The following is a 25,035-nucleotide window of genomic DNA, read 5'->3' as shown; positions in this document are numbered from 1 at the left end:
TAAATTTGAATACCACCGAAAATAAGTTGTCAATTTTTGCTTTAGGCGGCATTAATGAAATTGGTAAAAATATGTATGTCATTCAGTATGAAGAGGATATTGTTGTCATCGACTGCGGTGCTAAGTTTCCGGATGAAAGTCTATTGGGAATTGATTTGATAATCCAGGACATTTCATACTTACAAAGAAATAAGGATAAGATACGGGCATTGGTTATTACACATGGTCATGAAGATCATATTGGGGGCATTCCCTACTTTTTGAAACAATTAAATGTACCGATTTACGCAACACGATTAACGCTCGGTTTAATTGAACTTAAGTTAAAAGAACATGGGCTTCTAAGACAAACTGAGCTAGTACTGATAAATTCCGATTCCGATTTGGATTTTGGAACAGTAAGAGTGACTTTTTTCAAAACAAGCCACAGTATTCCCGATTGTTTAGGTATTGTATTTCATACGCCGGAGGGCGCAGTCGTACATACGGGCGATTTCAAGTTCGATTTAACGCCTGTCAATAGGGACTATCCAGATATTCATAAAATGGCTAAAATTGGCAGTGAGGGAGTTCTTCTTTTATTATCGGAAAGTACCAATGCGGAACGTCCTGGTTTTAATCCATCTGAAATACTTATAGGCGGGCATATTGAAGAAGCATTCCGCAAAGCCCGTCGGAAAGTATTTATTTCTACTTTCGCTTCTAACGTCCATCGTGTACAGCAAGTAGTAGATGCCGCACAAAAAACGAACCGTAAGCTTGCATTGCTAGGCCGAAGTATGGTGAATGTCGTAGCCGTAGCTTCAGAACTCGGGTATTTGACTATCCCTGAAGGAATGTTAATTGATAAAAATGAAGTCAGGGGAATGGACCCAGAGAAGGTAGTGATTCTTTGTACGGGAAGTCAAGGAGAGCCTATGGCGGCACTGTCCCGTTTGTCCAGTGGGAATTTTCGTGAGGTAGAAGTCCATCCTGAAGATACGGTTATTTTTGCTTCATCGCCAATCCCGGGGAATGAAAAAAGTGTGTCACGTATCATCGATAATCTATACCTTTTGGGAGCCAAAGTGATTTATGGATCTGGGACTGTAACAGGCATGCATGTTTCAGGACATGCATGTCAGGAAGAACTGAAGTTAATGCTCACTTTAATGAAGCCGAAATATTTCGTACCGATTCATGGTGAGTTTAGAATGCTTTATCAGCATCGTTTATTAGCAGAATCCGTAGGGGTGGAAAGAGAAAATATTTTCATTATTAACAATGGGGATGTTGTGGATATTAATAATCGCGAGGCCCGCCAAACACGAAAAGTACAATCAGGAAATATTTTCGTAGATGGATTGGGCATTGGTGATGTTGGAAACATTGTGTTACGTGATCGAAAACTACTTTCTGAGGAAGGTATGCTGGTCATTGTTATTTCTATAAGTAAAACGGATGGTCAGCTTATCTCTGACCCCGATACAATTTCTCGCGGGTTTGTGTATGGGAGCGAGTCGGAAGCATTATTGAATGAAGTGAATCAGTTGGTGATAAAGAACATTAACAAATTGCAGGGGGCTAATGAGAACAAAAGAATTAATCTGAAACAGCATATAAAAAAGTCGGTTGAAACACTTTTATATACCCAGACAAAAAGAAGACCGATGATACTTCCCGTCATTATTGAAATTTGAGCTGGGCACCTGAAAAAGAGCGAATTCCTTACAGATTTGGGAAGTTCGCTCATTTTTACTTTAAGTAGAAGAAGCCACTGTCTTAATGGTTTCCCCGAGTTTTAACACCATTAGCTTGTTGGCATCTAACTTTCTTTTTTCCCATTCGGCTAGTAGTCGATCAAGCGCTTCTTTCGGGGTATCATCGGCTAATCGGTAAGCACCATAATGCATTGGAATCATCACTTTTGACCGCGTATTGATGAACGCTTTAACCGCGTCTTCAGGACTAACATGCTGAGCAGCCATGAACCATTCCGGCTCATATGCACCAATTGGCATCAGGCAATAATCAATGGCGTACTTTTCTCCGATAGCGTGAAAACCTTCAAAATAACCGCTATCTCCCGCGAAATATATTGTTTGGTTTACATCTTTGATAATCCATCCACCCCAATGAGAGTGATTTGTATCTGTTAACGTTCTTTTTGACCAGTGTTGAGCTGGAACAAAGGCAATCGTTAATCCGCTCATTTGATGTTCATCCCACCAGTTAAATTCCACAGTTTTGCTGTATCCTTTTCTTTTAAACCAATTGCCAAGTCCAATTGGTACAAAAAAGGTTGGATCACCTTTCAATCTTTTAATAGAAGAATAGCTTAAATGATCGTAATGGCTATGTGAAATTAGAACAATATCGATTGGCGGCAATTCGTTTATTGGAAGCCCTGGCGATGTGAGCCGTTTATCGGTCCCAAGGCGATTTGCCCAAACAGGATCTGTCAGGATGTTCAGTCCATTTAGTTGTATAAAAAAAGTGGAATGACCAATCCATGTGATTGTCGGGATAATTCGGTTTGATTGTAAGAATAATTCTTCAGTTTTTTCAACCGACGGCACTTGGAACGATAAATCTTTTTGTTTGCCTTTTCGTTCTTTTCGCCACTGTCGTAACTCCTTAAATGTGGCAATTGCTGCACTTTTATCCGTATTTTCATAGCGCATCTTTTTCATAGATAGACACCTCGAATGAATTCTTCATATTTTTAGTTTAACTTCATGAAAAGTATGACGGGCTTAGCATTACTTACTCACTAATATTAGTATATACCACAATTATAGTCGCTTTGTTCTTAAGAGCGGAAAATCATTTGTATGATCAATATTCACTGCGCTAACAAATTAATACACAACGTAGTTCACGATATATATAACTCCATTCTACTTAACTCTCCAATCATGGTAAAATAGTTTAAATAGTAAAATAAGTTAGGGTGAAAAGAATGGAAAAAACAACTCGTGCAGACGAGGGAAAAGCGAAAAATAATCTGAATGCAGGGAGTTGGATGACCCCGTATCCACATATAATAGAAGTTGGTAAAACGTATAGGGAAGCTGCAACCATGATGGACAAGCTTGGGTTAAGCTATTTACCCGTTGTAAATAAGCTAGGACATCTAGTAGGAGTGGTAACCCTTAAACAATTGGTGAGTATCTTCTTAAATGGAGATTCAGACGAGCAAATAAAGGGAAGTATTCGTACACGTGATTTATTACTAATTCAAGAAGATGCCAATTTGTTAGACTTATTTTCTTTACCACATAAATACTATTTAGTGGTAGATGATAAGAAAAAGCTAATTGGAATTTTGACAAATCAAGATATACTTGATGCGTTTTCGAAATATATTTATAAACTAAAGCAAACGGAAAATACAGCAGAAGTATTGAGTATAATCTTGGAAAAGGCTTACGAAGGTATCGCAGTAGTAGACGAAAATGGAATCTTATTAGAGTTCAATGAAGCTTATAGCCGCTTTACTGGTGTTAAAAGAGAGGATGCAATCGGACGTCACGTCACAGAAGTGATTGAAAATACGAATCTGCATATGACGGTTAAAACGGGTATTCCTGATCGGAGTGTGCTGCAAATAATTCAAGGGCAATCTATGATAGTGCATCGAATACCGCTTTGGAAAGACGGCAAAATCATAGGAGCCATAGGGATGTTGATTTTTGAAGGTGTGTCAGAAGTTTACGGAATACTTAATCGACTACAAAGCGAAAAGATGCTTAAGCAAAGTGAACCCAAAATGGTGACCACTCAAATTGCAGAGGATAGCCGGATAACAATCGATCAAATTATAGGCGCAAGTGAAAGTATTTTACGTGTAAAGCGATTGGCACGTAAAGCTGCAAGAACGACGGCAACAGTACTGGTTTCTGGTGAAAGTGGAACCGGAAAAGAGGTATTTGCTAAAAGTATTCATAATTTAAGCCCGTATTATAATGGACCATTCATAAGTGTAAATTGTGGGGCAATCCCTGAGAAACTATTTGAATCAGAGTTATTTGGTTACGAAGAAGGCGCCTTCACCGGTGCAAAAAAGGGCGGGAAACCAGGTAAATTTGAGCTTGCACAAAACGGAACTATTTTTCTGGATGAGATTGGTGAATTACCACTTGTTCTTCAAACAAAATTATTGCGGGTATTACAAGAAAGGGAAGCTGAAAGGGTAGGGGGAGTCCGAAAGTATACTGTAAACGTTCGGGTGATAGCGGCGACGAATCGGAATATAGAAAACATGGTTGAAGAAGGAACATTTAGAGAGGATTTGTATTATCGTTTAAATATCATTCGTTTGGATTTGCCAGCTTTACGAGAACGAAAAGAAGATATCCCTACATTGCTATCTCATTTTATAAAAGAAGTATGTGTCAGATACCATATCCCTGAAAAACAATTTACTTCAGATGTCGTTGCAACATTAATTGATTATCCTTGGAAAGGGAATATTAGGGAGTTAGTCAATACAATCGAACATATTGTCATAATGACAGATAAACATATTGTCGATACAAGTGACCTACCCATCGTAATGAGAAATCAACAATTGGGAGACATAGAAACTGATAGCTCGCTGATTGAGCAGTTCAAATCTATAGGTGAGGATGAAGAAAAACAATTTATTCTGCAAACGCTTAAAGAAGTTGGTGGGAATAAATCAAAAGCAGCAAGTAAGTTAGGAATTCATAGAACAACGCTATATCAAAAATTAAGGAAATATAAAATACAGTAGTATTATGATACAAAAAACTACACAAAAACTACAACTGTAGTGCTGCCCCTACACTTTTTACGGAAAAAGTGAGATGAGGCAGCCTTTTTATATGCCTACTCTCCGACGGTCGGATGATCTGAAAAACAATTTGTGTTCCAATAGGTGCTGAAATAAGGCTCTGTTGGACAGTTTTTATATATTTTTTTGGGGGATTACTTCGCAGTTGTAAAAATTGGCATGCTTCTTGCATTTATATTAAGTAAGTAAAAAGAATGGAGTGAAGAATATGGAGCAATATGAGGTTTTTAGATCACCTCAGGTAACGGTTTATGGGCGAAATGCATTTAGCTGTGTGGGCAGAGAAACAGCCCTTAGAGGAAAGAAAGCCCTAATTGTAAGCGATAAAATAATGGCAAGCCTAGGTTATGTAGAGAAATGTATCGAATATCTTCAACTGGAAAACGTTCAAAGTGAAGTATACACGGGGGTAAATTCAGAACCGACTGATCAGTATGTTGAAGACTCACTATCTTTATTGAAAGACACGAAGTGCGATGTCATCATTTCGTTGGGGGGAGGAAGCTGTATTGATACGGCAAAAGCAATTGCTGTGTTGGGTACGAATGGCGGTTATATAGGCGACTATATGGGGGGAGCTAAAAGAGTATCAATTTCTCCAATACCGCATATCGCTATACCTACAACTGCTGGAACAGGTTCAGAAGTAACTGATGCAACAGTCATTACGAATACCAAAAATAATGAAAAAATGATGATTAAACAACCACAATTCATGCCCGCGGTAGCAATTGTGGATCCCCTGCTTTCATTGTCCTCTCCTAAAAAGGTGACCGCGGCTACCGGCATAGATGCATTAAGTCATGCAGTAGAAGCTTATTTATCCAAAAAGGCGCATCCAATGACAGATGTCTTTGCCTTATCAGCAATTCGTTTAATTGTCACGAACATAAAAAAAGCGTATGAATATCCGGAAGATGTTGCTGTGAGAGAAGCGATGTCCATAGGGTCAATGTACGGTGGAATGTCATTTTCAAACGCTTCTGTATGCCTCGTGCACGGCATGTCCCGACCTATTGGAGCAATTTTCCATGTTCCGCACGGAGAGTCCAATGCAATGCTTTTACCGGCTATCCTTGAATACAGCAAAGAAAGTTGTAAAGAAAGGCTTGCAACAATCGGACGAATATTTTCGAAGGAAGCAGAAAATATGAAAGTGGAAGAGGCAGCTGACTTTGCAGTCGAGCAAATAAAAAATCTCTGTTTAGATCTTAAAATTCCTAATTTGAAAGATTGGGGGATTGAAAAAGATAAATTTGAAAGCGCCATCACTAAAATGGCTTCGGATGCACTGAAAAGTGGAAGCCCTAGTAATAATCCACGTGTTCCTAGTCAGGAAGAAATTGAAAATCTATATCGCATTTGCTATGATTATCAATTTTCTGATGCGAAAGTTTCTACACAGGTCTGCTAAGTCAACAAGCTTTTTGGTGGGGAAATTTAAAAATGACCTATCAAGTAAAGGGGGAATAGTATGTTAGGTATGTTGGGGCTAATTGCATCTCTCGCTCTATTAATGTTTTTGACGATGAAGGGCGTTAACATAATTATTGGGGCAATTATCAGTTCACTTGTTGTTGCAATTACAGGAGGTCTTAATCTTGAAACGGCAATGACTGATTATTACATGACTGGTTTCACTGGATACTTTAAAAGCTGGTTTCTAATCTTTTTACTTGGTGCTATTTTCGGGAAAGTAATGGAAGGTACGAAAGCTGCAGACAGTATTGCAAAATGGGTCACAGGGAAACTTGGACATTCCCGAGCTGTTTTCGCTGTCGTGGCTGCTGCTGCAATTATGACATATGGCGGCGTCAGTTTATTTGTCGTAGGGTTTTCAGTTTATCCGATTGCGGTGTCTTTATTTCGTATGGCTAATTTACCGCATCGTTTCATTCCAGCTGCGCTTGTCTTCGGATCCATATCATTTACAATGACGGCTCCGGGATCACCGGAGATTCAAAATTTAATTCCAACCCAGTTTTTTGGAACAAAACCAACAGCTGGCGGATTAATTGGCGTATTAATGGCCCTTCTAATTATGACAGTTGGAGGCTGGTTTCTTGGCCGAATGGTTCGAAAGGCGGCAGAAAATGGGGAAGTATTTTCTTTGCCAGATAAAGAGAAGAAAAAGGAAAGCGAAGATGCTTCAGCTGCTATCGCTTCAGAAACAAAACCGAGTCAAGAAGAGAATAAAGCGCTTCCACCTATTCTTTTAGCCATATTGCCGCTTATTTCGGTTATAGCTATATTAAACATTATGGCAAATTTCATGTCTTCAACAGCAGCAGCACTCATTTCACTATCGGGTGGTATTTTTCTCGCAAGTCTATTAATGGCTAAATATTTAAAAGCTTTTTGGGATGCTTTAGCAAAAGGTGCACAAGATGCATTAGTTGCGGCAGCGAACACATGTGCAGTTGTCGGGTTTGGGAGTGTTGCTGCAAAAGTTTCGTCGTTTGACCAAGTAGTGGATACGCTAGTGAATATCCCAGGACCACCTTATTTAGGTCTTGCAATTGCAGTTACACTAATTTGTGGGATTACGGGCTCTGCTTCGGGTGGACTTGGGATTGCTCTTCCAATTCTAGCACCCATCTATATGGGACAAGGACTGGATCCTAACGCCATGCACCGTATTTCCGCACTTGCTTCGGGAGGTTTGGACTCACTGCCCCATAATGGTTATGTAGTCACAACAATCCGTGCAATTAGTGGGGAGACGCATAAACGGGCGTATAAACCGATTTTTATTTTAAGTGTTGTGATACCAACAATTGTGATGTTCTTGGCAGTTATTTTATATTCAATATTCTAAGGGGGAAAAAATAATGATAAAAAATAGTTTGAAAAACTTTATTAATGGTGAATGGGTAGATGCGAAGACAAAAAAATATGAGCAAGTTCCGAATCCTGCGACAGGAGAGATTTTAGCGGAAGTTCCTATTTCAACTGTAGATGATGTAAATGATGCAGTAAGAGCGGCAAAAGAAGCATTCAAAACTTGGAGTAAAACTGCTGTACCAAGAAGAGCACGTATTTTGTTCAAATACCAACAGCTTCTTGTAGACAATTGGGATGACTTGGCTAAATTAATCACAATTGAAAATGGAAAAAGTTTTACTGAAGCGAAAGGCGAAGTGTTGAGAGGAATTGAGTGTGTTGAATTCGCAGCTGGTGCCCCCTCGCTTATGATGGGAAAACATTTGCCTGATATCGCGACTAATATTGAATCGGGCATGTATCGTTATCCAGTAGGTGTTATTGGAGGTATCACACCCTTTAACTTCCCGATGATGGTACCTTGCTGGATGTTTCCACTAGCAATTGCTTGTGGGAACTCATTCATACTTAAGCCTTCAGAAAGAACACCACTTCTTGCAAATCGTTTAGCAGAATTGTTAACAGATGCTGGACTTCCAGCAGGTGTATTCAATATTGTTCACGGTGCACATGAAGTTGTAAATAGCATGCTTGAGCATAAAGATATCCCTGCCATTTCATTTGTTGGATCACAGCCTGTGGCAGAATATGTATATAAAACGGGTGCTAGTCACGGCAAACGTGTTCAGGCTTTAGCTGGTGCAAAAAACCATTCAATTGTTATGCCTGATGCTGATTTAGACGCATCTGTTAAAGAAATAATTGGAGCAGCATACGGTTCAGCTGGTGAAAGATGTATGGCTTGTGCTGTTGTTGTAGCAGTTGGGGACGTAGCAGATTCGCTTATTGAAAAACTAATGCAAGCCGCCGATGCGATTAAAATTGGTAACGGAATGGATGACGATGTATTTCTTGGTCCTGTCATCCGTCCGGAACATAAAGTGAAAACTGCTAATTATATTGAAACTGGCCAAAAAGAAGGTGCAGTTCTTCTACGAGATGGACGTGAAGATGCATGCATGACTGAAGGTGGTTACTTCATTGGACCAACAATTTTTGATAATGTTACGACTGAAATGAGAATTTGGAAAGAAGAAATTTTTGCCCCAGTACTTTCGATTGTACGTGTTGAAACGCTAGAAGAAGCGATTGAAGTTACGAATGAATCTGACTTTGGAAATGGAGCATGTCTCTTCACACAAAGTGGTCATAGCGTCCGATACTTCCGTGAAAACATTGAAGTTGGAATGCTTGGCGTTAACTTAGGGGTTCCTGCTCCAATGGCGTTCTTCCCATTCTCCGGCTGGAAAAATTCGTTTTACGGCGACTTACATGCGAATGGGTCAGACGGGGTAGAGTTTTATACGAGAAGAAAAATGCTAACTGCTCGCTGGTCATAAATGAAAATAACACGGTGCTATGATCACTATCAAATTTGATGAGAGAATGGAGCTGCTGATATGTACGATTATTTTATGCCAAATGTGAATTTCTTCGGTAGAGGTTCTGTCAGTGTAACAGGTGAAAGATGTAAAATTCTTGGCGGTAAAAAAGTGTTGATTGTTACAGATACTTTTTTAAGGGGACTTCGGGGAGGCCCGGTAGAAAAAGTCGTAAATTCCTTAAAAAAAGAAGACATCGAAGCAATATTTTATGATGGTGTAGAACCGAATCCCAAAGACACAAATGTGGCTGATGGTTTGAAGATTTTCAGAGCCGAAAATTGCGATATGATTGTGACTGTTGGTGGAGGTAGTGCGCATGATTGTGGTAAAGGAATTGGCATCGCTGCGACACATGAAGGGGATCTTTACGAAGATTATGCCGGTATAGAAAAACTGGAATACCCACTTCCACCCCTCGTTTGTGTCAATACAACAGCTGGCACAGGGAGTGAAGTAACGCGCCATTGTGTTATCACACATACAAAGAAAAAGATTAAGTTTGTAATTGTTAGTTGGAGAAATACGCCACTTGTGTCAATCAATGACCCGGAACTGATGACAGGGAAACCTGCTGGCTTAACAGCTGCGACAGGAATGGATGCATTGACGCATGCTGTAGAATCCTACATTTCTCTTGGTGCTAACCCTATAACAGATGCAGCAGCGATTCAAGCGATTAAATTGATTTCAGGAAATTTACGACAAGCTGTAGCGTATGGAATGAATATGGAAGCTCGTGAAAACATGGCTTATGCTTCATTGTTGGCTGGAATGGCCTTCAATAATGCTGGACTTGGATATGTTCATGCGATGGCTCATCAACTTGGCGGTGTATATGATATGCCTCACGGTGTTGCAAATGCAATTTTGCTTCCTCATGTTGCACGATTTAATTTAATTGCCAATCCTCAGAGGTTTGCTGATATTGCAGAATTCATGGGTGAGAATATCGATGGTCTATCTGTCAGGGAAGCTGCGGATAAAGCGATTCAAGCAATTGAAAAAATTTCCCAAGATGTCAATATCCCAATGAACTTAAAAGATTTAGGCGTTAGAGAATCAGATTTTGAATTGATGGCAAAAATGGCATTACAAGATGGGAATGCCATCAGTAATCCTATACAAGGTAATGAGAAAGATATCGTTTCTATTTTTAAATCTGCTTTTTAAACATGAAATTGCCAAAGTTTCTCTCTCCTTATAGGGGGGAACTTTGGCGATTTTTATTATTTACTTTTTTTGCTCTACAAATAGTTAGCTTACTATTTTTTCGATGATTCATCCAAAAAGTTATTCACGATTTCTTTGAATAGGTCTGGTTGTTCTACGTTTGGCGCATGACCAGACCATTTGAATTCCATGAATATTGCATTGGGAATCATGATTGCTGTCTCCTCGCCGTAATCGGGAGGATTGAGACCATCATATGTACCGCTAATAACAAGTGTTTCAGCGCGGACATCACAAAGCTTCGTCCGGAAATCAAATCCTATTAACGCATCCGAGGCGATGGCTTGCTCATGGAGGGTGAGTTGCCCGCTGACTTTAGCTGTTTCATGAAGCCATTTTCCGACAGCGGTCTGATTGTAAAACATATATTTTGATGCATAACTCAACTTATCGATCATGCTTAATCCCTGCATTTCATCTGCATGACGGCTGTATAGTTCGGCCATGGAAGATTGTTCGCCGTGAGATTTCGTGGAAACAAGGACAAGTTTCTTTACCCGGTCTGATTCTTCGATTGCTACGCCCTGTGCGATATAACTACCCATTGATACCCCGATAAGGTAGATAGAGACCAGTTCAAGATGATTAAGTAATGCAATGACGTCCTGCACATGATCTTCCAGCGTATAATGTTCTGGTTTATCGGATTTCCCATGGCCACGGGCATCCGGTGCAATTACCCGATATTGCCCCTTGAATGCATCAATTTCCTGATAGAACATAGCATGATTACTTGTCAAGCCATGTAATAACAGGAGTGGAATACCCTCGCCCGTGTCTTCGTAATATAAATTCGTACCATGTGAATTAAAAGTGGGCATTATAATTCTCCTCCTTACAGTTAAGACAATTAGACCATAAATCGATTATTTACCTTGTATACCCTTTATTTAAGTAATCAAATGATTCAAAGCCAAAAGGTTATATATAGTATTCCGGCACAATCTAGACTAGTAATAAAATATATAGAGGTTTAGTAAAAGATTCCATTCTATACCAATTATGAGCTTAGGGCATGCCTTCCGCAATAAGCCTGACTACTCTTTATAAGGTGCTTGCGCTCAGTTCAGAGACCGGATTAAAAACTTCATGCTATGTGTTATAAAGTATCCTACTATATATGTTGAACAAATGAATACGGCGTATGTGCTTTACAAGAGCTTTTGGGAGGGTGCTAAAAAACTCCTGATAATTGGAACTAATTAGAGTTCCCGCTAATACCGCTTCGACGCTTTGTGGATGCCTCCCGCGATAAGCCGGAAAGAAGAGCGCTTTCAGTCTTATCGCTCCGGCTACCACGAAGACGCGCCTTCGCTGGATGGTCGATGTGAGAAAGCGCATTTCATTTTCGGGGATGAGACCTACAACCTGGAGGGTCATAAATCGATCGAATGTGATCAACGAATGTCCCAAAACATGAGGAGTGAATTAGAATTCCTGCTAATACCGCTTCGACGCTTTGTGGATGCCTCCCGCGATAAGCCAGAAAGGAGACCGCTTTCAGTCTTATCGCTCCGGCTACCACGAAGTCGCGCCTTCGCTGGATGGTCATTTGAGAAAGCGTATTTCATTAGCTGTGATGAAATTTGCAACCTAGAGTGCGTCTTTCTTGACCATAATTATATATATTGAAATATTAAACTCGGTGTATAAACTGAGCGAAGGCGCCTATTCAGGGGTAGCCGAAGCCATAAGACTGGCGGTGAAGCTACTTGGCTTATGGGAGGTCACTGAAAAAATTCTTTTTTTAGTAAGAACTAGTTGATTGTAGTGAAGAGCTGCGACTCCAGCGGGAACAGAAAACAAAGATAGGAAGAGAAAGTTCACTCTTCCTTAGCTGAAGACCCCGCAGGAAGAGCCGTTACGAAGAACGGCTTTTGCGAGCAAAAGCGCTAGCGTTGGGAGCACAGGGGCAAGAATGCCTTATTTTCTGCAAAGAACACAGAAATACGGCCAATCGAACCCTTCGCTGTTCGATTGGCTGAAGCCGTGCCCGCGGAAACATACTAACATTAGTAGCACAAACCATGGCCGTGGTTTGTGCTACTATTTTTTATGGTAGAAGTGAAGCGAAGTCGTGCGGACGCTGGAATCTTTGAATTCGTTTAAGGAAACCGACTCACTTCACATCCTTATTTGAATCAGTTTAGTATGTTGGATCTTCGAGATCGTGTATAAGAAAGTGGAATCGATAAGGCACTGTGAAGGCTTCTATGAAACATAAGAGGAGGACGTAAGATGAATGATGTAGTTGCTTTTGACGTGAGTATGGGAAAAAGTCAAACTATAGCACAGAAGACCTTTCGAAAAAACAGATAATCGTCAGGTCTATTTATGATACTTAACTTCTCTAGCGGAGAGCCCTCGTATTCCTAACCTTTCTTGATTCCTCTCTCTTGTTGCTTGTAGTGGAAGCGCTCGACTCCTGCGGGAATAGCATGAGCCTTGAGACCCCGCAGGGAGCGAAGCGGACGAGGAGGCTCAAGCCATGCCCGCGGAAAGCGAGCGCTGGAACGAAAAGCAATTGCCTTGGGCTATTCTTTATTCCCCCACCAATTTTTTTAGAAATTACTTGATTAGAGGTAAGAAAGCGTCCGCTCGGAACGGAAATCAACGGGATTGAAGGAAATCGTACTTTTTAAGTACCCTCGCTTATGGCGGGAGGCATCCCCTAGCCTCGTAGCGCTTCAATGGAGTTCTTTAATTCAATGTATATAGAATAATCATTCACTGAACGAGGAACAACCCATCCAATTCTTTGGATGGGTTGTTCAAATGGTCCACTATGTAAAATGCGGCACTACTAGGCGATCCCTAGTCGGAATGAGCGTCGTATTATTTTCCACTTTCCGCCGAAAGTGCCCCCATGCGCGGGCCAGAGAAGTGCCGCGCCTCTGTGATTAGTAGTATATGCATGAGTGATAGACTATATACATGGATTTGTAAAAGATACCGGGAACCCTAATAAAAATGCTCATTCTGCAAGTTAATGATTACTGAATGTATTTCCACAAATTGAAGGGGTTGAAACCGGCTAAATTAGCTGGATTTTTGAATTAATAAACATTAAAGAAATACTTGCGAAAAAAGAAAAAAGCTTCTATTGTAGGTAAGGAAACAAGGCGGAATCAGTTTTTGCACTAGTAAATGGATGTTTGTAAGGAAACTAAAAACTGAAATTTCAAGTGCAATAGATTATTCATAAATGGAATGTTATGGGAAAGACTTTCGAGGCAATCAAAGGAGACATTTAAATGATTTTAGGAAAAAACATGGTAATCCGAAAAGAGCTATTTCAAACAATTGAAGGGTTAACGGATGATCAGTTCAATAAAAAACCCTCAAATGGCGGATGGTCTCCGAAACAAATATTCGAACACCTGGTACGTATGGAAACAGTAATTGCGACAAATATAGCAGAAGAACTAAAAAATCCTGATAGCCCGAAATCGATGAGCAAGCCAATAGTGCTTTCGACGAATCGCTTAGTGAAAGTGGAAGCCCCGGTATATACTGCACCAACTGAAGAATATAAGTCGAAATTAGAGATGAAAAAAGAGCTTTATGATTCGCGTCTTTTCTTGTTAGATGTGTATGAATTAAGCACGAAAGACGTACTTCGTGAAAAATCATTCAAACATCCGATTTTTGGTCAAGTTCCATTGATTCAATGGTTTCCGTTTGTCGGATTGCATGAAAAACGTCACTTAAAACAGTTGAAAAAAACAATTGAAATGGATGAATAGTAAAGAGTAAAGCTCATCTATGAAAGAAAAATAATGGCTATTTAATGCAATAGCACCCAGTTGATAAAAATACAATATTTATTTTTTACATGAATTCTTTTCACCCGTCATCGTCATAGAATGTCGGGAGGGGGAATCCATTTGTCAGCTTGGATTTGGGGTTTGTTGATATTTCAATTTCTGCTTGCCCTTGTCACCTATAGATTTTTGTACAACCGAAAAAAGTTGATCGGTTTTCATCTTGGCATGAACATCGCCATGGTAGCGGGTGGAGGATTGGCTCTTGGAACAGGTGTCCTTTTGATTTATGAATTCCCGGTTTACTATATGGAAGTCACAGTAGTAACTGCTTTGACAGGGATGGTGACGGGGAGCTTTTTCGGAGGAATGTTTGACAATCAAACGCTGCTTACTGGATATATTAGCGGGCTTATGACTGGCCTGATGGCGCCCATGATCGGTGTTGCCGCGTCTTACAGTATTCCATTTGCCATTATGGTGGAGTTTTTCGTCCTGTGTTCCTTTATGATGCTGTTTAGAGCAATGAGGTCTTCTTGAAAAACATAGGAAGAGGCGTGCGATGATCTTATTTGGATTGTTTTTGCTCGTGCTAAGTAGCTTGTTGGGCGTCTATATGTACGCGTTATTTTATAAGCCGCATTATAAAATCAGTGATCATCTCAGTTTTACAGTAACTTTAGCCGCAGGACAGGTAACCAGTTTTGTCATCGCAATTATATTATATTTAGTTTTCCCAATGGACTTTACTATTATTTGTACAGTTAACTTATGGGTTGGTATTGTAATAGGCGCTCAATTCAGTTCGGTGTTAAGCAAGCAATTGGCAGTGGCGGGTTTTTTTAATGGTGGCATGGCGGCAGTCATGGGGACGATGGTAGGTGTTATCGCCTTTGATCCGACCCTTTGCGGCTTGCCCGAATCGACTCTGAGTTTACAAAATACAGGCATGGCCGTTGGGATTTTCGGATTGTTGTTGCTTTGTGCCACGACATTGCTAGTGAGATACTCATTAATTAAAAAATGAAGGGAAGCATCGGCTATCGATTGCCGGTGTTTTTTTTTGCTTTCACTATACCATTTGGGGGCGTGGTAGTACTTTACGCATAATTCAGTTATATTCCAACAGGTTATAACTTCCTGTTTTCCGTTAATGAAATAACTGAAAATATCAATTATTTATTGATTCATAGTCATATCTATGTATTTTTCATTTGAGACTCTACTAGTGAGTTTTTTAACTTTTGGTTAATTAAATATGAAAACACAGTGACATCAAGGTTGAATCACATTTATCTATTCGATGTTGGGAAAATAACTACTATCTTTAATACTGGAAAAAACAGGTGTTAAATGGATAAGAACTACCATTTACTGGAGTGCTGTCATTATTCGACAAAAATCAATTCCAAGTCCATGTATGTTTAGTAGTAACAACTAGATTATCACAAGCGATGCCATGTGAGTACTACATTAAATTTTAGGAAGGGGGCAAGGGGGGGAGAAAGAATTATTATTTTTTACTCGGGTCGGTGCCCAGACTCTAGGCGTCAGCCGGCTGGTTCATAAACAAGCCAGACTATACAGACGCCTAACGCTTTTCTTATTATCTTAACGAAATGCAATCCAATCGCTGTAAAAATCGGAGGGAGGAATGAAGTTGAAGAAGCGTAGTCGAATTAGAATGTTCAGCATTGTTGCGACGTTACTTATGGTGCTTTCTTTAATCACACCTGGAATTGCGCACGCGGAGCCGAATAACAAACTGCACCAATCTTTAAATAGCGCTAATGTAATTTCAAAGGACAAAGTAAGTGATCGCTTGCTGGAAAGCTTCGGAAAATCTGACACCGTCACTTTTTTGATAAAATTCAAAGAAAAAACAGATACGGAAAAAGTAGCGAGCGAAGCTAAACAACATGCAATTAATGCAAACTTGTCAGCACAAAAAGCGGAACTTATGCAACGATCGGCTGTCGTATCCGAGCTGAAAACGACATCTATCGAAACACAACAAAATGTTAAACAGTATCTTGAACAGCAAGTTAAAGCAGGAAACGCTAAAGACATCACCTCTTACTTTATCGTAAACGGTATGGCTGTTACGGCCACGAAAGAAGTCGCGCAAAAGGTAGCGACATTCGCAGAGGTCGAAAAAGTGCTACCCAACGAAACGCGCGAACTTTTTGCAACAAAAACTGAAAACGCAGTGACTCCTGAATCTAAAATTGCAAATGTGGAATGGAATGTTGAACGTGTCAATGCACCGCAAGTGTGGGACATGGGTATTGACGGTTCCGGTACAGTTGTTGCAAGCATCGATACAGGTGCCCAATGGAACCACCCCGCATTGAAAGAACAGTATCGAGGGTACAACGCGGCTTCAGGTGAAGTAGATCATGACTTCAACTGGTTTGACGCAACTGTAGGACAAGCTACACCATATGATGATGTCGGTCATGGAACACATGTCACTGGCACAATGGTCGGTAGCGAACCAAATGGATCTAACCAAATCGGTGTTGCTCCCGGTGCTAAGTGGATTGCTGTTAAAGCATTCACTGCAGCTGGTGGGTCGGATAGAGATTTATTGGCTGCAGCTCAATGGATTTTGGCACCGACAGACGCCAACGGAAATGTACGCGTTGATCTAGCGCCAGATGTCGTGAATAATTCATGGGGCGGCGGACCAGGACTTGATGAATGGTATCGGGATGTCGTCAAAAACTGGCGAGCAGCAGAAATCTTCCCGGAGTTTTCTGCAGGAAACACGACGCTATCCAATCCAGGCGGACCTGGATCGGTTGCAGCACCGTCGAATTATCCTGAATCTTTTGCAACGGGCGCAACGGACATCAATAACAAAGTAGGGAGCTTTTCTCTACGCGGTCCTTCTCCATATGCCGAAACTAAACCCGACATTTCTGCACCGGGTGTGAATATTCGTTCATCCGTTCCAGGTAGCGGTTATGAAGGCGGCTGGAATGGAACGTCAATGGCAGGACCGGCTGTATCGGGCGTGGCAGCGCTACTTCGCCAAGTAAACGCCAACTTAACAGTCGATGAAATGGAACAGATTTTACTTGATACGGCAACACCATTGACTGACGCAGAATATCCACAGTCTCCGAACCACGGCTATGGATATGGACTTGTCGATGCTTACGAAGCCGTTTCATCAATCGCTAGTGGCCTTGGGAAAATTGAAGGTCAAGTTTCAAAACAAGGAGACGATCAAGAAGCACCAACATACAAGCATGATGCTCCTGCAGAAACATATGCGGGAATGGATTTAGATTTGACGGTTCAAGCGACAGATAATATTAGTATCGCATCCGTCACATTGAACTTTAAGGACGCAGCTAACAAGTGGCAAGCGGTGGAAGCTAGCCGTAAGTCGGGTAATTACCAGTCAGGTGAATTTGTAGCAACGATTGCGGGCGAAAGCATCGCAGGCAATACATTCACTTACAAATGGACAATCAATGATTTTGGGAATAATGAAGTGACAAGTGATGAATATACGGTCCAAGTGAAGCCGGGCATCACAATCGGTTTTTCAGAAGACTTTGAAACAACACCGATTGGTTGGACTTCATTTGGAGAGAAGAACAGCTGGGAGTGGGGTGTGCCGACGTCAGGTCCAAATAACGCCTCTTCAGGTGAAAAAGTATATGCGACAAATCTTGCAGGCACATATGAAACTAATATGAATGCAACACTTGTCATGCCTCCAGTTGACTTGCCAGAAGGGGATTCCTACTTGCAATTTAAACAATGGCATAACTTCGAGCAATCTACATCCGGCAGAGCATGGGATTATGGTCACGTGTTTATTTCCACAGATCAGGTGGAATGGACCCAACTACTCATGATTCAAGGTCAATCGGATGGTTGGATTGACGGAGAAGTTAACTTGTCGGAATATAGCGGTCAACGTGTCTACATCGGTTTTAATGCATTTTCCGATTCTAGCGTTGTGAAAGATGGCTGGTATATCGATGATGTTGCACTGACAACTACTTCAAAAACAGGCAAAATGCAAAAGGGAACTACACAAGATGTTAACGGAAACAATGAAAAAGATAGCGGTAAAAGCCTTGGCGCTATCAAAAACGAAACTGGCAAAGACCTCGGCATTATTAAAGAAAAAGAAAAAGATGCGTTCAAAGAACCTATCGACCCGACAAAAATTCACCCGGTAGTTCCTAAGAAAGAACAACCGCCGGTCCAAGATGAAAAGGCAAACCCTACACTGCTTCCTTTAAGTGCACAAGTCAGTGTGCTTGAAACCGGGCGTTCGGTCTATTCGAACCCTGCTGATGGAAAATATTCACTGACGCATGGAGCAGGAACATTTACAGCGAAAGCAGAAGCATACGGATTCCAGTCTGAAGAACAATCCGTAACAATTGAAGCAGACAGTTCAACAAAAGTGAATTTCACGTTAAACGAGATTACACAATCCACGGTAAGCGGTACAATTACTGATCAATCAACAGGTGAAGCAATCGGTGGAGCAACATTGCTGCTGATCGAAGATGCAAACATTACACCTGTCGAAACAGATGGAAATGGGAACTATTCCATTACCGCTTATGAAGGAGACTACACGTTGAAGGTGATTGCACGGGGCTACCATAGTCAAGAAGCGGCTATCACAATTGGCGACGGCGCGACTGAAAAAGATTTCGCTTTAGAACCATTTTACACATATCCAGGCGGCGAAATCGGTTATGACGACGGCACAGGCGAAAATGCGCGTGCATTCTATGATGCAGGCAATGGCTGGGGAGTGAAAATGTCTCTTCCAGAAGGTAAAGAATCCGGAATTGTCACAGACGGCGTACTTCGCTTCTGGGATACGGAATGGCCAGTTCCAGGAGGGACGAATTTTGCGGTGGAAGTATGGGATGCAACGGGTGCTGACGGGACTCCTGGCAAGAAACTTGCGGGACCAATCGATGCACAGGCTCTGCGTAACGGGGAGTGGACAGTTGTAGATTTAACTGAGCACAACATCGTTGTTAGCGGTGATTTTTACATGGTTTACATTCAGAAAGATCCAAGTCCAAATTCACCTGGACTCGCGACAGATGAAACTGGAACGAACGCGGGACGTAGTTATCAGTATGTATCGGGCGCCTGGTCAGCAGCACCTGCGGCGGAAGGGAATTACATGATCCGTGCACGTGTCAGCTATGAAGTCCATGCACCTATTATTACTTCGCCTGCAGAAGACTTCACTACGAATGAATCAAGCATTACAATCGAAGGAACAGCATCTCCGACGACAACAATCCAGCTGAAAAACAACGGAGAAGATGCAGGTTCGGCAGTGGTTGGGGAAGACGGCAAATTCACAATCGAAACGGGGCTTGCAGAAGGAGTAAATGAGTTCAAGGCAGTTTCCACGCTTAATGGCAAAGTGACAGGAGAATCTACTCCAGTTACAGTAACATTAGATACTAATAACCCTGAACTGACAATCGATAACCCGAAAAACGGTGATAAAACGAATCGTGAAACGGTTATGGTTGAAGGGACGGTTTCTGATGCTAATCTTGATTGGGTAAAAGTAAACGGTCAAAATGCAGAAGTCATAAATGGAAAATATTCTAAACGTATTTTACTTGATAATGGTGAAAACGAAATTATGGTTGTCGCAAGTGATAAAGCGAATAACCAAACTTCGATGACAGTTAAAGTAACAGCTCAATATAACGCACCGTCAATCGAAAATTTAACACCAACTAATGATGTCTACTTAACAACAGGAAAAAGTGTGAAAATAGAATTTGACAGTGCTCCAGGACTAAAAGCTAGTTTTGTAATCCACATGCCACTGACAAATGTAGGTAACGAAGTGACAAATGCCACCGAACTTCCATTTAGTGAGACATCACCAGGTCACTATGTAGGTTACTGGACAGTTCCGTTTGGCGTAACTGCTGACGGAGCGCGTATTGAAGCTAAAGTTATTGACAACTTCAATAACGAGGTACGTAAAGTGGCGGAAGGCAAGTTGTTTATAAACATGGAGAATACAGAAAAAGTGGAAGATGTCCAGATTATTCCGGACAGCGAAAGCATCGATCAAGAATAGTAAGAGTTAAGGATTATCGTTTTAAAAATGGACATCGGCAGAATTTTGCCGATGTTCTTTTAGTGTGTTGGACTTCTGTGATTATTTTAGATTCTGATTGTAACTCGAAAACTTTTGAACGAAACATAAGATTTTTAAACTTTCAGATATATCTGTTGACTTCTGTGTATTTTGCTATTAATCTATATGTATATTACTAATTAGGTAGATGTCGTTTGTTAAACGTTATATAAAAATCTGATTGATTAATTCAAAATGGATAAATTGAATACGGTGTAAAACGGAGCATAGGTCCATCACCTGGTATAGCCGGAGCAAATTCAAAGTAAGAATTGGGGGAATGGTGTTTGTATAATCCACAAATCGAAACGATGAAACGTGATGAAATGGAAAGTCTTCAACTTGACCGTTTGCGCAATACGGTGGGGGCCGTTTATAAGCATGTTGATTTTTATCGTGAAAAATTTGAAGAGTTGGGAATTGTTCCGGAAGATATTCGAAGTTTGGATGATATTGCGAAACTACCATTTACGAATAAACAGGACTTTCGAGATCATTACCCATTCGGTTTATTTGCTGTGCCACAAGAGGAGATTGTCCGAATACACGGGTCTTCTGGAACAAGTGGGAAGCCGACAATTGTCGGTTATACGTCAGATGATATAAACGTGTGGGCTGAAGTCGTTGCGCGATCCATTGTGGCGGCAGGTGGTAAAAGGTCGGATACTTTCCATAATTCTTACGGTTACGGTTTATTTACAGGGGGAATCGGACTCCATTATGGCGCAGAAGCCCTTGGGATGGCAGTTGTGCCAATGTCAGGAGGAAACACGAAAAGGCAGATCACGATGATTGAAGACCTCAAACCGAGAGGCATAGGAGGGACGCCTTCATACATGTTGACTATAGCGGAAAAAATGAAAGAAGCAGGCATCAATCCCAGACAATCGTCAATGGAGTACGGGATTTTCGGAGCAGAACCTTGGTCGGAAGAGTTGCGGAAAAAGATAGAGGAAACGTTCAATTTGAAAGCGGTGGATATTTACGGATTGAGCGAAATCATGGGACCTGGTGTCTCAGTAGAATGTCATGAAGCGCAAAATGGCTTACATGTGCAGGAAGATCATTTCTATGTTGAGGTTATTAATCCTGAAACGCTAGAACAGGTTGCCGAAGGAGAAGAAGGGGAACTGGTTTTTACTAGTTTAACAAAGAGAGCGCTTCCAATCATCAGATATCGTACGGGCGATATCTCTTCAATCACACGCGAAATATGCAAATGCGGCAGAACCACTATAAGAATGTCGAGAGTGAAAGGCCGTACAGATGACATGATGATTATTCGTGGAGTAAACGTTTTTCCTTCAGAAATTGAACGGGTGCTTCTAAAGGTGGAAAGCCTTGTACCTCACTATCAAATCCATTTAGTCAGGGCTGATTCACTGGACAACGTGGAATTACATGTTGAAATAGATGATGCCCTCTATGAAACGATTGCTGGAGATTTGACTGATGGAAGAGTGATTCAGCTAAAGAAAGAAATCCAAAGTCTGATAAAATCGACATGCTTAGTGTCGATGGAGGTCATTTTAAATATTCCAAAAACCATACCGAGATCAGAAGGAAAAGCAATTCGGATTATAGATTTCAGAAACAAAAATGTTGTCGGCGTATAAGTCTAGTATGAGGGAAAAGTGAAGCAGATCGCGTGTGTCTATTATGAAACACAGACGGCAATCAGCAACGTAAAAGTACGGAAAATTGATGAATAAAGGAGTAGGCCCATGCCTAAGTTTACAATTGTCAATCAGGAGACATGTATTGCTTGCGGAGCTTGTGGAGCCAGTGCACCGGATATCTTTGATTATGATGATGAGGGCTTCGCTTATGTCATCCTCGATGGAAATGAAGGGACAGCAGAGATCCCTGAAAATCTTCATGAAGATTTAGAAGATGCGTTTGATGGGTGTCCGACAGATTCTATTAAAATGAGCGACAGAGAATTAAGTAAAGAAATGGTCTAGGGAAAATGCCTGTGGATTTATCGGATTTCTATGTTGATGAATGTAACGTAATTATATATAGACGCAATTAAATCGTTATATAAGGTAGCAGAAAAACATACCTTGAATTAGGGGGGACTATGATAATGATCGGTTTGCACAACAAGGAAGAAGAACAATTAACTCACTTTATGCAACGGATTGAAGCAGGCGACAAGATTGAAGCGGATGATTGGATGCCTGAAGAATATAGACTGACCTTGATAAAATTAATTTCAATGCATGGGATGAGCGAAATAATGGGAGCTCTTCCCGAGAAGGAATGGGTACCGAAAGCGCCATCCCTCACTCGAAAGTTAGGCATTATGGCAAAGGTACAAGACGAAATGGGTCATGGCCAGCTTCTTCTCCGAGTAACGGAAGATTTGCTTAAGCCATACGGCAAAAATCGTGGGGATTTAATGCAGGACTTATTCAATGGAGATTTAAAATTTCACAATGTATTTCATATGAAAACGACCTCTTGGGCAGATGCGGGGATAATTGGCTGGCTCGTTGATGGGGCTGCGATAATTACACAAACAAATATGTTGGGATCTTCTTATGGACCTTACGGGAGAGCATTACAGCGTATTTGCGCTGAAGAAGTGTTTCATGCGCAACACGGAGAATCCATCATTATGGCACTTGCAGAAGGTACAGATGAACAGAAAGCAATGATTCAGGAATCTCTCAACTATTGGTGGGAGCCTTTGTTAATGTTTTTTGGACCAGTGAGTAAAGAAACTACAGGTTCTTCTAAACAAGATCTGACCATTAAGTATAAAATCCGGACGAAAACAAATGAAGAGTTCCGGCAAATCTTTTTCGATAAGTATATTCCGCGTATTTTATCACTTGGGTTGATAATTCCGGATCCCTCCATACAATACGATGCTGCGAGCAAAATGTGGTCATACAAACAGCCGGACTGGAATGAATTCAAAAAAATTATTAGAAATGAAGGACCTCGTTCTCAGGAACGTCTGAACTTGCGTCGTACATCTTATGAAAATAATGAATGGGTGCGTGATGCATTAAGTGCAGTCGTTAATTAACGAAAGGAGTCAGAGAAAATGACCGAAGAAAAAACATTTTATCAAGAATATGAAGTTTTTAGCAAGCGAACACCGAGCTCGGCATTCCAACACCAATTCAGCTTACTGGCTCCAAATGAAGATATGGCACTCGTCTTAGCACAGGAAAACTTCATGCGACGTGAGCCAGTTGCGGACATTTGGATTGTAAATCGAAAAAATCTCAGAAAAATGAATACAGAAGAGAAGATGACGCTCACCAGGCTTGACAATAAAGAGTACCGGACGACAAAAGGCTATGGGTACTTAAAGAAAAAATGGCGTCAATACGAGCAGCAAGTACTTGATGAAAAAGAGATATTGTCATGGGGAGGAGAGCGAAAATGAGCACAACAGATAATGGCATGAGTGCGGAATATAAAGAAGCACTCATTAGTTTACTGTTCCAATTAGCGGATGATGATTTATTATATGCATATCGCGGATCTGAATGGCTTGGGCTCGCTCCCCACATTGAAGAAGACGTCGCTTCCTCGTCGATTAGCCAAGACAGTATGGGGCATGCGGCGATGTATTATCAATTACTTGAAGACCTTGGAGCTGGAAAAGCGGATGACTTGGCTCATTTACGCCCGGCAAATGAAAGAAAGAACAGCGTTTTGACAGAACGGGTGAACGGTGAAGGCTATTATATGGAAACACCTAATTATGACTGGGCCTATCAAGTCGTAAGAAGTTATTTTTATATACAGGCGAAAAAGGTGAAAATTGAGTCGTTGTGCGAAAGCTCGTACAGACCAGTTGCTGAAGTGGCGATTAAAGTGAAAATGGAACTTTACTATCACAAGTTGCACTGGGAAACCTGGTTTAAGCAGTTAATGAGTTCTACGGATGTAGCAAAAAATAAAATGAATAACGCAATTACCCTTGTCATGAATGACTTTGGGGATATATTTTCTTTCGGAAACCAGAAACAAGCGATTGCCAATAGTAATTTAATAGACAATGAGGAAGAAATGAAGAAAAAATGGAAAGCAAGCATTGGCCCAATGTTCAAAGCCCTTCAAATTGAAGTGCCTGCGATTCCTGATCACCCCGCGAAAAATGGACGAAACGGCGAGCATACAAAAGACTTGGATGATGCACTCTTCACACTTTCCGAAGTTTACAAGCTTGACCCCATGGCCGTCTGGTAAGCAGAACGAGGAAAGAGGTGAATGGTATGACTGCTTCTATAGACGTTTCGATTGATCAGATTTATGAAGTTCTTATGAATGTGAAAGACCCGGAAATTGACTCAGTGAGCATTTTGGATCTAGGCATGGTAGGAGAAGTCACAGCAGTAGGGAAAAATGTGAAAATCACTCTGCTTCCGACTTTTTTAGGTTGTCCGGCACTCGAATTTATTAAAATGAATACGGTAAATGCCGTGAAAAAATTGCCGGATATTGAGAACGTCGAAGTAGAATTCGTCTTTCATCCGCCATGGACGTCAGACCGTATTACAGATGAAGGGCATGTGAATTTGAGGAAGTTTGGAATAGCTCCTCCCCCTCGTCATATTGAAGAGGACGGCTCATGGCATGTAGATTGCGCATATTGTGGATCTACTTATGTAACAATGGAAAATATTTTTGGACCGACAGCATGCAGAAGTATTTTGTACTGCAAGAGCTGTAAAAATGTATTTGAAGCAATGAAACCAGTTTCAACACTACTATAAAGTGAGG

The 25,035-nt window shown here is 41.0% G+C and carries 18 protein-coding genes; 16 read left to right on the top strand and 2 right to left on the bottom strand.

Features of this window, described 5'->3' with window-relative positions:
* Positions 1 to 5: 5 nt before the first annotated feature.
* Positions 6 to 1,679 carry a ribonuclease J gene (locus MKZ11_RS20580; RefSeq protein WP_340796218.1) on the top strand — a complete coding sequence of 558 codons (1,674 nt, stop codon included), beginning with the start codon at positions 6 to 8 and terminating at the stop codon, positions 1,677 to 1,679.
* A gap of 60 nt (positions 1,680 to 1,739) precedes the next feature.
* Here MKZ11_RS20580 and MKZ11_RS20575 read toward each other — a convergent pair whose 3' ends face one another.
* Complete coding sequence (locus MKZ11_RS20575) at positions 1,740 to 2,672, bottom strand: MBL fold metallo-hydrolase (RefSeq protein WP_340796217.1); 933 nt, start codon at positions 2,670 to 2,672, stop codon at positions 1,740 to 1,742.
* Between the two features lie 269 nt (positions 2,673 to 2,941).
* Here MKZ11_RS20575 and MKZ11_RS20570 point away from each other — a divergent pair, with 269 nt between their 5' ends.
* The 5 genes from MKZ11_RS20570 (at position 2,942) to MKZ11_RS20550 (ending at position 10,296) form a co-directional block, all read left to right on the top strand.
* Complete coding sequence (locus MKZ11_RS20570; RefSeq protein ID WP_340796216.1) at positions 2,942 to 4,738, top strand: sigma 54-interacting transcriptional regulator; 1,797 nt, start codon at positions 2,942 to 2,944, stop codon at positions 4,736 to 4,738.
* Between the two features lie 268 nt (positions 4,739 to 5,006).
* Positions 5,007 to 6,212 (top strand): iron-containing alcohol dehydrogenase, encoded by a 1,206-nt coding sequence (locus tag MKZ11_RS20565; protein ID WP_340796215.1) that lies wholly within the window; start codon positions 5,007 to 5,009, stop codon positions 6,210 to 6,212.
* A gap of 60 nt (positions 6,213 to 6,272) precedes the next feature.
* The gene (locus MKZ11_RS20560) at positions 6,273 to 7,616 is read left to right on the top strand and encodes a GntP family permease (protein ID WP_340796214.1); all 1,344 of its coding nucleotides are present in this window, start codon (positions 6,273 to 6,275) and stop codon (positions 7,614 to 7,616) included.
* Positions 7,617 to 7,629: 13 nt separating this feature from the next.
* A complete protein-coding gene (locus tag MKZ11_RS20555; RefSeq protein ID WP_340796213.1) occupies positions 7,630 to 9,081 on the top strand; it encodes a CoA-acylating methylmalonate-semialdehyde dehydrogenase in 1,452 nt (483 codons plus the stop codon).
* A 60-nt stretch (positions 9,082 to 9,141) separates the two neighbouring features.
* Positions 9,142 to 10,296, top strand: coding sequence for an iron-containing alcohol dehydrogenase (locus MKZ11_RS20550; protein ID WP_340796212.1), 1,155 nt, complete (start codon positions 9,142 to 9,144; stop codon positions 10,294 to 10,296).
* A gap of 92 nt (positions 10,297 to 10,388) precedes the next feature.
* Here the strand turns inward: MKZ11_RS20550 and MKZ11_RS20545 are convergent, their stop codons facing one another.
* The gene (locus tag MKZ11_RS20545) at positions 10,389 to 11,177 is read right to left on the bottom strand and encodes an alpha/beta fold hydrolase (RefSeq protein ID WP_340796211.1); all 789 of its coding nucleotides are present in this window, start codon (positions 11,175 to 11,177) and stop codon (positions 10,389 to 10,391) included.
* Positions 11,178 to 13,610: 2,433 nt separating this feature from the next.
* On the opposite strand from MKZ11_RS20545, the gene MKZ11_RS20540 reads away from it, so the two are divergent.
* The 10 genes from MKZ11_RS20540 to paaD all read left to right on the top strand — a co-directional run bounded on the left by MKZ11_RS20540 (position 13,611) and on the right by paaD (position 25,028).
* Complete coding sequence (locus tag MKZ11_RS20540) at positions 13,611 to 14,102, top strand: DinB family protein (protein ID WP_340796210.1); 492 nt, start codon at positions 13,611 to 13,613, stop codon at positions 14,100 to 14,102.
* A 141-nt stretch (positions 14,103 to 14,243) separates the two neighbouring features.
* On the top strand, positions 14,244 to 14,660 hold the full coding sequence (locus MKZ11_RS20535; RefSeq protein WP_340796209.1) for a hypothetical protein: 417 nt from the start codon (positions 14,244 to 14,246) through the stop codon (positions 14,658 to 14,660).
* A 22-nt stretch (positions 14,661 to 14,682) separates the two neighbouring features.
* Positions 14,683 to 15,147, top strand: coding sequence for a hypothetical protein (locus MKZ11_RS20530; protein ID WP_340796208.1), 465 nt, complete (start codon positions 14,683 to 14,685; stop codon positions 15,145 to 15,147).
* 627 nt (positions 15,148 to 15,774) lie between these two features.
* Complete coding sequence (locus tag MKZ11_RS20525) at positions 15,775 to 20,226, top strand: S8 family serine peptidase (RefSeq protein WP_340796207.1); 4,452 nt, start codon at positions 15,775 to 15,777, stop codon at positions 20,224 to 20,226.
* Between the two features lie 371 nt (positions 20,227 to 20,597).
* Entirely contained in the window at positions 20,598 to 21,902 is a 1,305-nt protein-coding gene (locus MKZ11_RS20520) for a phenylacetate--CoA ligase family protein (RefSeq protein WP_445327060.1), read from the top strand.
* A 108-nt stretch (positions 21,903 to 22,010) separates the two neighbouring features.
* Positions 22,011 to 22,250: a ferredoxin gene (locus MKZ11_RS20515; protein WP_340796205.1), complete on the top strand. Its 240-nt coding sequence runs from the start codon at positions 22,011 to 22,013 to the stop codon at positions 22,248 to 22,250.
* 125 nt (positions 22,251 to 22,375) lie between these two features.
* Positions 22,376 to 23,326 carry a 1,2-phenylacetyl-CoA epoxidase subunit PaaA gene (paaA, locus tag MKZ11_RS20510; protein WP_340796204.1) on the top strand — a complete coding sequence of 317 codons (951 nt, stop codon included), beginning with the start codon at positions 22,376 to 22,378 and terminating at the stop codon, positions 23,324 to 23,326.
* An 18-nt stretch (positions 23,327 to 23,344) separates the two neighbouring features.
* The gene (gene paaB / locus MKZ11_RS20505; RefSeq protein ID WP_340796203.1) at positions 23,345 to 23,692 is read left to right on the top strand and encodes a 1,2-phenylacetyl-CoA epoxidase subunit PaaB; all 348 of its coding nucleotides are present in this window, start codon (positions 23,345 to 23,347) and stop codon (positions 23,690 to 23,692) included.
* A complete protein-coding gene (paaC, locus tag MKZ11_RS20500) occupies positions 23,689 to 24,501 on the top strand; it encodes a 1,2-phenylacetyl-CoA epoxidase subunit PaaC (protein ID WP_340796202.1) in 813 nt (270 codons plus the stop codon). The genes paaB and paaC overlap by 4 nt, the downstream gene beginning before the upstream one ends.
* A 26-nt stretch (positions 24,502 to 24,527) precedes the next feature.
* Positions 24,528 to 25,028 (top strand): 1,2-phenylacetyl-CoA epoxidase subunit PaaD, encoded by a 501-nt coding sequence (gene paaD, locus MKZ11_RS20495; protein WP_340796201.1) that lies wholly within the window; start codon positions 24,528 to 24,530, stop codon positions 25,026 to 25,028.
* Positions 25,029 to 25,035 lie beyond the last annotated feature (7 nt).

It is taken from the genome of Sporosarcina sp. FSL K6-1508 (assembly GCF_038007465.1).
Classification (GTDB): Bacteria; Bacillota; Bacilli; order Bacillales_A; family Planococcaceae; genus Sporosarcina; species Sporosarcina psychrophila_B.
This window is presented reverse-complemented; position numbering and strand designations above follow the sequence as displayed.

Coding starts and splice junctions, on each gene's coding strand:
- MKZ11_RS20565 (WP_340796215.1), top strand. CDS start 5,007: ATGGAGCAATATGAGGTTTTTAGATCACCTCAGGTAACGGTTTATGGG.
- MKZ11_RS20560 (WP_340796214.1), top strand. CDS start 6,273: ATGTTAGGTATGTTGGGGCTAATTGCATCTCTCGCTCTATTAATGTTT.
- MKZ11_RS20530 (WP_340796208.1), top strand. CDS start 14,683: ATGATCTTATTTGGATTGTTTTTGCTCGTGCTAAGTAGCTTGTTGGGC.
- MKZ11_RS20555 (WP_340796213.1), top strand. CDS start 7,630: ATGATAAAAAATAGTTTGAAAAACTTTATTAATGGTGAATGGGTAGAT.
- paaB (WP_340796203.1), top strand. CDS start 23,345: ATGACCGAAGAAAAAACATTTTATCAAGAATATGAAGTTTTTAGCAAG.
- MKZ11_RS20525 (WP_340796207.1), top strand. CDS start 15,775: ATGAAGTTGAAGAAGCGTAGTCGAATTAGAATGTTCAGCATTGTTGCG.
- paaC (WP_340796202.1), top strand. CDS start 23,689: ATGAGCACAACAGATAATGGCATGAGTGCGGAATATAAAGAAGCACTC.
- MKZ11_RS20515 (WP_340796205.1), top strand. CDS start 22,011: ATGCCTAAGTTTACAATTGTCAATCAGGAGACATGTATTGCTTGCGGA.
- MKZ11_RS20575 (WP_340796217.1), bottom strand. CDS start 2,672: ATGAAAAAGATGCGCTATGAAAATACGGATAAAAGTGCAGCAATTGCC.
- paaD (WP_340796201.1), top strand. CDS start 24,528: ATGACTGCTTCTATAGACGTTTCGATTGATCAGATTTATGAAGTTCTT.
- MKZ11_RS20550 (WP_340796212.1), top strand. CDS start 9,142: ATGTACGATTATTTTATGCCAAATGTGAATTTCTTCGGTAGAGGTTCT.
- MKZ11_RS20570 (WP_340796216.1), top strand. CDS start 2,942: ATGGAAAAAACAACTCGTGCAGACGAGGGAAAAGCGAAAAATAATCTG.
- paaA (WP_340796204.1), top strand. CDS start 22,376: ATGATCGGTTTGCACAACAAGGAAGAAGAACAATTAACTCACTTTATG.
- MKZ11_RS20540 (WP_340796210.1), top strand. CDS start 13,611: ATGATTTTAGGAAAAAACATGGTAATCCGAAAAGAGCTATTTCAAACA.
- MKZ11_RS20520 (WP_445327060.1), top strand. CDS start 20,598: ATGAAACGTGATGAAATGGAAAGTCTTCAACTTGACCGTTTGCGCAAT.
- MKZ11_RS20545 (WP_340796211.1), bottom strand. CDS start 11,177: ATGCCCACTTTTAATTCACATGGTACGAATTTATATTACGAAGACACG.